Origin of the sequence: Collinsella aerofaciens (genome assembly GCF_028207065.1) — a bacterium.
Classification (GTDB): Bacteria; Actinomycetota; Coriobacteriia; order Coriobacteriales; family Coriobacteriaceae; genus Collinsella; species Collinsella aerofaciens_AR.
In genome coordinates this window covers 21,072-29,295 of record NZ_JAQLFP010000030.1, presented here as the reverse complement: position 1 = coordinate 29,295, position 8,224 = coordinate 21,072, and the positions used below count along the sequence as shown (strand labels likewise).

General features: G+C 61.3%; 7 protein-coding genes. 5 read left to right on the top strand and 2 right to left on the bottom strand.

Annotated features, from left to right (window positions below; genetic code table 11):
- Positions 1-182: 182 nt before the first annotated feature.
- On the bottom strand, positions 183-1,064 hold the full coding sequence (gene thrB, locus PMX72_RS08650; RefSeq protein ID WP_271729664.1) for a homoserine kinase: 882 nt from the start codon (positions 1,062-1,064) through the stop codon (positions 183-185).
- Between the two features lie 201 nt (positions 1,065-1,265).
- Complete coding sequence (gene thrC / locus PMX72_RS08645; RefSeq protein ID WP_271729665.1) at positions 1,266-2,783, bottom strand: threonine synthase; 1,518 nt, start codon at positions 2,781-2,783, stop codon at positions 1,266-1,268.
- Positions 2,784-2,887: 104 nt separating this feature from the next.
- Here thrC and PMX72_RS08640 point away from each other — a divergent pair, with 104 nt between their 5' ends.
- The 5 genes from PMX72_RS08640 to PMX72_RS08620 all read left to right on the top strand — a co-directional run bounded on the left by PMX72_RS08640 (position 2,888) and on the right by PMX72_RS08620 (position 8,214).
- Entirely contained in the window at positions 2,888-4,276 is a 1,389-nt protein-coding gene (locus tag PMX72_RS08640) for an aspartate kinase (protein ID WP_099432166.1), read from the top strand.
- 173 nt (positions 4,277-4,449) lie between these two features.
- On the top strand, positions 4,450-5,475 hold the full coding sequence (locus PMX72_RS08635; RefSeq protein WP_089572346.1) for an aspartate-semialdehyde dehydrogenase: 1,026 nt from the start codon (positions 4,450-4,452) through the stop codon (positions 5,473-5,475).
- A 643-nt stretch (positions 5,476-6,118) separates the two neighbouring features.
- Positions 6,119-6,694: a methylated-DNA--[protein]-cysteine S-methyltransferase gene (locus PMX72_RS08630; RefSeq protein WP_233508860.1), complete on the top strand. Its 576-nt coding sequence runs from the start codon at positions 6,119-6,121 to the stop codon at positions 6,692-6,694.
- A 196-nt stretch (positions 6,695-6,890) separates the two neighbouring features.
- A complete protein-coding gene (locus PMX72_RS08625; RefSeq protein WP_117778623.1) occupies positions 6,891-7,391 on the top strand; it encodes a sensor histidine kinase in 501 nt (166 codons plus the stop codon).
- A 148-nt stretch (positions 7,392-7,539) separates the two neighbouring features.
- Positions 7,540-8,214 (top strand): TIGR00266 family protein, encoded by a 675-nt coding sequence (locus PMX72_RS08620; protein WP_117629922.1) that lies wholly within the window; start codon positions 7,540-7,542, stop codon positions 8,212-8,214.
- Positions 8,215-8,224 lie beyond the last annotated feature (10 nt).

Genomic DNA, 8,224 nt, shown 5'->3' with positions numbered 1-8,224 from the left:
GGACCCGTACCCGTTCTGGCTGGATTAATGGATGGAAACGGATGTTCTATCGGGACACACATTTTGTCCTATAAGCCGATCGAATTGCCCCGTCGCGCGAAGCGCACGACGGGGCAATTCATGATCGAGGACGTTTTCAGGGGAAGCCCCAAGGGGACCGGTGAGAGCAATGAGGCAGGGCGCTACAGGTACTCGATTTGAGCGCCCTCGGTGTCGCACGTCAGAATATGCGTCTCACACTTGGGGAACTGCTCACGCAGCTTGACCTGCAGGAACTTGGCTACGATGGTGTCATCGGTTACGGCCATGAGGGTCGAGCCCGAACCGCTGATCCAGATGGTCTTGGCGCCGCCGTTAAGGCAGGTGTCGCGCACAGCGTTGTAGTCGGGGATGAGGCGGCGGCGATAGGGCTCCTGGATGCGGTCGTCGTTGGCGGCGGCAATCAGGTCAAGGTCGCCGGTCTCCAGGCCGCGCGTCATGCCGGCGATGCGGCCCATTTGCCATACGGCGATGGAGAGTGGAATCTCCTGCGGCACAACCTTGCGAGCCTCGCTCGTATGCACCTCGTAGGGCGGAATCACAGTAATAAAACGAAGCTTGTCGCTCACCTCGTAGCGCAGGCACTGGGGGAGCGAATCGGTCGGCGTAAAGGAACAGACGGCGCCGCCCAGGATAGCGGGGGCGACGTTGTCGGGATGGCCCTCGACCTCGGTGGCGATGCGGACGAGCTCGGCACGGTCGACGGTGTGGCCCGTCAGTGCGGCGGCTGCCATGATGCCCGCGACGACGCAGGTGGAGCTGGAGCCCAGGCCGCGGGCGACGGGCACATCGGTCTGAATGTCGATAGCGACGGGAAAGGCCGGCTCGCCCCAGGCGGCCAGAGCATCGACAAAGCTCACATAGACCAGGTTATTCTCGTTTTGGAACTCCTCGGGGCAACCCGTGATGGTGAGCTTGTCGGCGCGCTCGAAGGTGAAGTGCGAGTAGAGGCTGACGGCCATGCCGAGGGTGTCGTAGCCGATGCCTAGGTTTGCGCTGGTGGCGGGGACGGTGATCTTGATCATGGGAATCTCCTGGGCGGTCTGCCTGTTTAGTTCGCTGCTCGGGCAGTCCTGGCTCGCTCGGAAAGCACATTAAGTGCTTTCCGGCTCGTGCGGAACTCGCGACGAACTAAACAGGCAGACCCGCATGTCAGTTCGTCATCATCCCGGTGGGTTTCTGATAAAAGAAGGTGCGCCGGCTTTCGCCGGCGCTTAATAAGGGGTTTAGTTGGTGCTCATTCGTTTTGCTGCAGACTCGACGTAGCTTGCCATCTCATCGACGTCGCAGACGTCTTCAAAGCGGACGGGCTTGGACTCGAGCTCGGCAAGTTGTGCCGGGGCGACCGTATCGGTGGCCTGCTCGAGCACACGCATAGCCTCAAAATCATCATCGGGAACGTCGAGGCCCAGGGCGTCGCAGCAGGCGCGCGGGAACTTGTAGGGGCTGGCGGTCGAAAGCAGCACGCGGGCCTTGGCGCCCTCGGCGGGGGCGACCTGCTCAAAGACGTGATAGCCGCAGGCGGTGTGCGGGTCGATCACGTAGTCGTTCGCATCCCAACAGCTCTTGATGGCGGCGCGAACCTCGTTCTCGCTGGCCCAGCCGCAGCCAAAGACGCCCTGAATCTTGGCCAGCAGCTCGGCGGGCACCTCGTAGCGGCCGGTCTGGGCAAGCTGCTCCATAAGGCCGGCAACGAGCTCGCAGTCGCCGTCGGACAGGAAGTACAGCATGCGCTCCAGGTTGGAGCTGATGAGGATATCCATCGACGGCGAGATGGTCGTGAAGAACGGACGGTTGCGGTCGTAGACGCCGGTGGTCAGGAAGTCGGCAAGCACGTTGTTCTTGTCGCTCGCGACGATGAGCTTGGCGACGGGCAGACCCATGCGCTTGGCATAGTAGCCGGCCAGGATATCGCCAAAGTTGCCGGTCGGTACGCAGAACTCAACGGCGTCGCCTGCCTCGATGGCGCCGGCGCGCAGCAGCTGTGCATAGGCGGCAAAGTAGTAGACGACCTGCGGCACCAGGCGGCCGACGTTGATGGAGTTGGCGCTCGAAAGCACCGTGCCGGCGGCCTCCAGGCGCTTGGCAAGCTCTTTATCGGCAAAGATGAGCTTGACGGCACTCTGGGCGTCGTCAAAGTTGCCGCGGATGCCGCAGACGGCGACGTTATCGCCCTCCTGTGTGGACATCTGCAGATTCTGCACGCGGCTGACCTTGCCCTCGGGATAGAAGACGGTGATGCCCGTCCCCGGGGCGTCGGCAAAGCCGGCGAGTGCGGCCTTGCCCGTGTCGCCCGACGTGGCGGTGACGATCATGATGCGCTCGGCGCCGCCGTCCTTGGCAGAGGTGCGGGCCATCAGACGGGGGAGCATCTGCAGGGCGACGTCCTTAAAGGCGCTCGTGGGGCCGCCAAAGAGCTCCATCACATAGGTTTGCGGGGCGTCGGCGCCCGGTGCGGCGTCGAGTTTGACGAGCGGCGTGACCTCTTCGCTCGCGAACGTGCCGCGGTATGCCTCATTCACACAGGCCGAAATTTCTTCGGTCGTGTAATCATTCAGTAACATTCCCAACACATCTTGAGCGATTTCAAAGTACGATTTATCTGCAAGCGAGCTGATATCGACCTGCTGGGTGCCGAGCTCGTCCGAGACAAACAAGCCCCCGTCGGGAGCGATGCCGGTACGGATTGCCACCTTACTTGAGCACGATAAAGTGCGTCCTCGTGTACTATGATAAGTTCCCATATAACACTGCTCCTCGGATGCCTTGGTCCCAATCGGTGAAACCATGGTATCAGAGCGCGCAAAATAGGTTCGCAGAGGCTTTTTAGAAAGGTAACCTCCAGCCCATGATTAAGATTGCCAAGTTTGGCGGCTCGTCGGTCGCCGACGCCGAACACTTTAAGAAGATCAAGGCCATCGTCGATGCCGATCCGGCCCGCCGTTTTGTGGTGGTTTCTGCCTGCGGTCGCCGTTTTAAGGGCGACACCAAGGTGACCGATCTGCTCTACTTGGTCAACGCGCACGTCAAGTACCACGTGTCGTGCGAGGAGCTGCTCGAGGACATCGGCCAGCGCTATTTTGATATCGCTGACGAGCTGGGGCTCACCTATCCCATCCGCGAAGAGTTTGCGGCCTTTGCCGAGCGTGCTCGCTCCGGTGGCTACTCTACTGAGGAGCTCGTAAGCCGCGGCGAGTACTTTACCGCTCGCCTGATGGCCGAGTACCTGGGCCTGCCGTTCCTGGATGCCGCGACGGTCGTGGCGTTCCATCATGACGGTACGCTCAGCATGAACCGCACCGCCGAGCTGGTGCAGGAGTACGGCCAGCAGGGCGGCTTTGTTATGCCCGGTTTCTACGGCGCGACGCGTGAGGGCCAGATCAAGCTGCTCGACCGTGGTGGCGGCGATATTTCCGGCTCGATCCTGGCCAAGTGCCTAGGCGCCGACCTGTACGAGAACTGGACCGACGTTTCGGGCTTCTATTCTGCCGATCCTCGCATTGTGCCCGAGGCTCAGCCCATTGCGCGCGTTACCTACGAGGAGCTGCGCGAGCTTTCGTACATGGGTGCAAGCGTCCTGCACGAGGAGGCCGTGTTCCCCGTGCGCGAGGCAGGCATTCCGCTGGTCATCAAGAACACCAATGCGCCGCAGGACCCCGGCACCATCATTAGCGAGACGGCTGACGAGGGTGAGGCGGAGCCTATCATTACCGGCGTGACCGGCAAGCGCGGCTTTGTCGCCATCAACGTTGCCCGCGACCGCACCAAGCCCCGTGTCGGCTTTATGCGCCGTGCACTTTCGGTGTTCGAACGCTATGACGTTTCCGTCGAGCATATGCCCACCGGCGTCGACCGCTTTGGCGCCGTGGTGCAGGAGCAGGATGTGCACGACTCGCTGTACTCGCTCGTGGGCGACATTCAGCAGGAGGTCGAGCCGCTCGAGATCGAGGTTGTCGAGGGTTTGGCGCTCATCGCGACCGTCGGCCGTAACCTTCGCGGCCGCGCAGGTATCTCGGGCCATCTGTTTGGCATGCTCGGCCAGGCCGGCGTGAGCGTGCGCATGATTTCGCAGAGCTGTGACGAGATCAACATCATTATCGGTGTCGAGGAGAAGGACTTCGACCTGGCGATTCGGACCATTTACCGCGCCTTCTCCGACGAGAACGGCATTGTGAAGGTCTCCGACCTGGAGGCTCCCGTGCCGGTCGATCCCGCCCCGGCCGCGCTCCACAAGTAGCTGCTATCCCAGTAGATTTTTGGGACTTGCCTCAAAAACTACGGCGGGGCGTTTCGTTTCGGTTTCGTTTCGACGGGGCGGGTTTCGTGCCCGCCCTGTTCTTGTATACACTGGCAACAATAATCGGCCTGCTCGGCGTGCGGGCAAAAGCCACAGCCTTTAAAGGGGGAAGCATGAAACAGTACACGGTTGCTATTTTGGGCGCGACGGGAGCCGTGGGCACCCAGATGCTCGAGTGCCTCAACGAGCAGGAGTTTCCGGTCGGCAAGCTCAAGCTGCTAGCGAGCGCGCGCTCTGCGGGCAAGACCGTCGAGTTCCGCGGCGAGCAGGTTGTGATTGAGGAGGCTTGCCCCGAGGCCTTTGAGGGCTGCGACATCGTGCTCGGCGCCGCCGGCGACGATATTGCGAAGGAGCTACTGCCCGAGGCCGTCAAGCGCGGCGCCGTCGTGGTCGACAACAGCCACGCCTTCCGCATGGATCCCGAGGTGCCGCTGGTTGTGCCTGAGATCAATGCCGACGACATCAAGTGGCATCACGGCCTTATCGCCAATCCCAACTGCGCGACCATCATCGGCCTGGTTCCTACGTGGCCGCTGCATCAGCTCGCCGGCGTGAAGCGCATGATCGTCTCGACGTATCAGGCGGCTTCGGGTGCCGGCGCTCCCGGTATGGCCGAGCTCGAGGCTCAGTTGGCCGCCCTGGGCCGCGGCGAGGAGATTCCCGAGCCGCGCGCCTTTGCCGCCCAGCTGGCGAGCAACCTGATTCCGCAGATTGGCGGTGTCAAGGAGGAGGGCTTTACCTCCGAGGAGATGAAGCTGCAAAACGAGGGCCGCAAGATCATGCATCTGCCCGAGCTGCGCGTGAACTGCACCTGTGTGCGCGTGCCCGTGCTGCGCTCGCACTCCGAGAGCATTACGCTCGAGTTCGAGCGCGATATTACGGTGGAAGAGGCCCGTGCCGCGCTGGCCGCCGCTCCGGGCGTGAAGCTGGTCGACGACATGAGCGCCGAGGACGCGCACGATCGCTTCCCCATGCCGATGGATACGTCCGACCAGGACCTGATTTGGGTCGGTCGCGTGCGTCGCGACATCTCGAACCCCGAGGCCGCGCGCGGCATCACCTTCTGGTGCTGCGGCGACCAAATCCGCAAGGGCGCGGCAACCAACGCCGTCCAGATTGCTAAGCTGCTCTGCGAGTAGTGCGACCTGTCCGGCGGGGGCCGGGCTTAGTTTTCAGAACGTCCTCGACCATGTGTGGCGCCTTGTCCTGCTCCTTCGGAGCCGCGGACAAGGCGCCACACTGGTCTGCGGAGTGTTCTGAAAACTAAGCCCGGCCCCTGCCTGCGGTGACTCGGCTGCGAGCGGCCTGCGATGGGGCCGTTGCTGGTTGGGGCCGCTGGGCTGATGTGGGGGCACGTGGTTGTTGCGGGCCCTAGTCCCGGCGGCGGCCTCGGCGCTTCGCGCCTGCTGCCTGGGGTGACTTTGGGCTTGGTGTGAATTGAGGTCTAATACTTTTCCCGTGAAGTGAACGACCTTATTTGGACCCCCGAAGCATTGGCATATTTTGACCGCTATTTCCTGCGGATTTGCAGCGCGAATCCTGCGGTTTTGCGGTCTAAAGGTGTGGATGCTCCGGGACTTCGTTTTTACTCGTTCACTTCTCGGGAAAAGTATTAGAGCTCAGCTGGCGGGGGTACCGCTCTGGTGTCGATGCCCTGCGTCTTTTTCGCTTGATTAGAGAGAACAGTCTCGCTTAAGTAATTGCGAGCCCGCCCAGACGTATCTGCGGGGTTGTCTGTACAATTCGCGGTATTATGTTGCGGAGTTTTGAAGGGAGCCGCTGGTGGTCACGACGACGTTTGCTTCGCCTTTGGGCGAAATCTTGCTTGCCGCTGATGGCCGCGGTCTGACGGGGCTTTGGTTTGAGGGGCAGGAGCACTTTGGTTCCACGCTTCTTAAAGAAAGCGCCGAATACGTTGAGGGCACCGATGCAGTTTCGGGTGCCGGGGGCATGCAGACGGTAAATCCGGCCAATGGCGCGGCTTCTTCGGTGCTAGAGCGTTCTTGGGCTTGGCTCAACGCCTATTTTGCGGGGCAGGAGCCTCGGTTTACGCCGCCGTTGCATTTGATTGGCACGGCGTTTCAGCGTGAGGTTTGGTTTGAGCTACTTTCAATTCCGCGTGGCGAGGTCGCTACGTATGGCGAGATCGCCCAGCGTGTTGCGGCTCGACATCGTGTGCCGGGAAATGAAGCGCCCGTTGTATCTCCTCGCGCGGTGGGGGCTGCGGTCGCTCGCAACCCTATTTCGATTATCGTGCCGTGCCATCGCGTGGTCGCGGCCGACGGATCGCTCAACGGATACGCCGGTGGACTGGATCGCAAAGAATGGCTGCTGCGCCTCGAGGGTGCCTATCTATAAGCTGCAGGCGGCCGCAACGCCCATGCGGCAAGCGCGCTCGCTGTACGGGCGTTGTTTGCAGGGCGAGATGTGAAGCCGCCCGTTCCTTAAGTCCGACTAAGCTATAACCTTGCTTTTTTAAATATGCTCATCGACCTGCTAAGGCAGCACTAAGGCGAGTGCGGGTGCGCTATTATCGGCGCTCACGGAGCGCTTGGTGTTCTTGGCACGCATGGACGAGGGCTCGGCGGGCTTTACCATGGCGTCGATCGATCTTTCGGAGGCGGTGAACAAGGTGGCGGCGCCGTTTAAGTCGGTGGCGGTCTCAGGCGGTAAACGCCTGTCGACGTCGATTGCGACCGGCGTGCGGACCCATGCCGATGCCGCGGCGGTGGCGCAGGTGGTTGAGTTGCTACTGGACAACGCCACGCGCTATGCGAGCGAGGGCAGCGTGATTGAGCTGAGCCTGTGCGCCGTTTCGCACGGCAAAGGCAAGGGCGCCGCCGAGCTTGTCGTATCGAACGCCGTGGACGAGCTGCCCGAGGGCGACCTGGACCGATTGTTCGATCGCTTCTATCGTGCGGATGCGTCGCGCAGCTCCAAGACGGGTGGCTCGGGCGTGGGCCTGTCCGTGGTGCGTGCCATCGCCGAGGCCCATGGAGGCGCCGCCACCGTATCCGGTCACGGCAACCAGATCACCTTCACCGTTTGCCTTTAAAACCTGCCAAAAAGGAACAGGTTTATTTTGGCAGGTTTTATCTGGGGAAACGTCCGCAGGAGAGGGCATGGGCGGTGTGAACATATGCATCTCTACCTGCTAAAATATAGGCATCGTTATTCGGCTCCTGAGTGGAAAGGAGACGGTCATGCAGTACGAGATCGGCGGAGGGGCTTTCCCGGTTGTTACGTGCAACCTTAGCGATGGCGAATCCATGATCACCGAAAGCGGCGCCATGGCTTGGATGACCCCCAACATGGAAATGTCTACCTCGGGCGGTGGCATCGGCAAGATGTTCTCCAAGGCTTTTTCGGGTGAGGCATTGTTCCAAAACATTTGGACCGCGCGTGGCGATGGCATGATCGCGTTTGGCTCCTGCTTCCCCGGCCGCATCGTGCCAATCGAGATCGGTCCGGGCAAGAGCTGGATTTTGCAGAAGCGTTCGTTCCTTGCCGCGGAAAGTGGCGTCGAGTTGAGCATTCACTTTAACAAGAAGGCAAAGGCCGGCGTCTTTGGCGGCGAGGGCTTTATCATGCAGAAGCTCACGGGCTCGGGTGTTGCTTTTGCCGAGATCGACGGCGACCTGGTTGAGTACGAGCTCGCTGCTGGCCAGCAGATGATTGTGGATACCGGCAACGTGGCCGGCTTTGAGGAGACCGTGAGCATCGACGCTCAAATGGTCAAGGGCGTCAAAAACATCATGTTTGGTGGCGAGGGCGTGTTCAACACCGTGCTCACCGGTCCCGGTCGCATCTGGTTGCAGACGATGCCCATTTCCAATCTTGCGGCAGCAGTGGCCTCGATGACCAACAACAATAACTAGTCCGCATAGG

Coding starts and splice junctions, on each gene's coding strand:
- thrB (WP_271729664.1), bottom strand. CDS start 1,064: ATGATCAAGATCACCGTCCCCGCCACCAGCGCAAACCTAGGCATCGGC.
- thrC (WP_271729665.1), bottom strand. CDS start 2,783: ATGGGAACTTATCATAGTACACGAGGACGCACTTTATCGTGCTCAAGT.
- PMX72_RS08640 (WP_099432166.1), top strand. CDS start 2,888: ATGATTAAGATTGCCAAGTTTGGCGGCTCGTCGGTCGCCGACGCCGAA.
- PMX72_RS08635 (WP_089572346.1), top strand. CDS start 4,450: ATGAAACAGTACACGGTTGCTATTTTGGGCGCGACGGGAGCCGTGGGC.
- PMX72_RS08620 (WP_117629922.1), top strand. CDS start 7,540: ATGCAGTACGAGATCGGCGGAGGGGCTTTCCCGGTTGTTACGTGCAAC.